The 922-nt window shown below is 69.7% G+C and carries 1 pseudogene; it reads left to right on the top strand.

Going from position 1 to position 922, the window contains the following annotated elements:
* Positions 1 to 15: 15 nt before the first annotated feature.
* A pseudogene (locus CU044_RS30005) lies at positions 16 to 922 on the top strand (hypothetical protein); the annotation flags it as partial.

The following is a 922-nucleotide window of genomic DNA, read 5'->3' as shown; positions in this document are numbered from 1 at the left end:
CCTTTGATGGATCCGATGCTGGACGACTTCCGCACCGTCGCGGAGGGCTTGTCGTTCGCGGCTCCCCGTATCCCGGTCGTGTCGAATCTGACCGGTGGTCTGGCGTCGGCGGAGGACTTGTCCTCGCCCGCGTACTGGGTACGGCATGTCCGCGAGGCGGTCCGCTTTGCGGATGGTGTGGGGACGCTGGCCGAGCAGGGTGTGGGTACGTTCCTGGAGCTGGGTCCGGACGGTGTGCTGTCGGCCATGGCCCAGGAATCCGTACCGGAAGAGGCGGCGGTCGTACCGGTCCTCCGCAAGGACCGACCCGAGGAAGCCTCGGCCGTCACCGCGATGAGCCGACTGCATGCGGGTGGGGTCGTCGTGGACTGGGCCGGGTTCTTCGCCGGTACCGGGGCGTCGTGGGTGGATGTGCCCACCTACGCCTTCGAGCACCAGGCGTTCTGGCCCAGGAGCGTGCGCGGTGGTGCCGACGACGCGGCGGCGATCGGACTTGCGTCGGCGGGGCATCCGCTGCTCAACGGCGTGGTGGAGTTGGCCGAGGGCGAGGGCGTGCTGTTCACCGGCCGGCTCTCCGCCCAGACGCATCCGTGGCTGGCTGATCACGCGGTGATGGGCCGGGTTCTTCTTCCCGGTACCGCGCTGCTTGAGCTGGCGATCCGGGCCGGTGACGAGGTCGGCTGCGACCGTGTGGAGGAACTGACACTCGCCGCGCCACTGACCCTGCCGGAACCCGGCGCCGTACAGCTGCAGGTGCGGGTGGGGGTGGCGGATGAGTCGGGGCGGCGTACGGTCGCGATTCACTCGCGCCTGGAAGGCCAGGTGGAGTTGCCGTGGACGCAGCACGCGGCGGGTGTGCTGGCGGTAGGTGCTGAGGCCGGGGCTGTCGTTGAGTTTGATGCGTCGGTTTGGCCGCCGGTGG

The organism is Streptomyces sp. L-9-10 (assembly GCF_004151105.1).
Lineage (GTDB): Bacteria > Actinomycetota > Actinomycetes > Streptomycetales > Streptomycetaceae > Streptomyces.
Note: the sequence above shows the minus strand (reverse complement) of the source record. Positions and strands in the feature narration are given on the sequence as shown.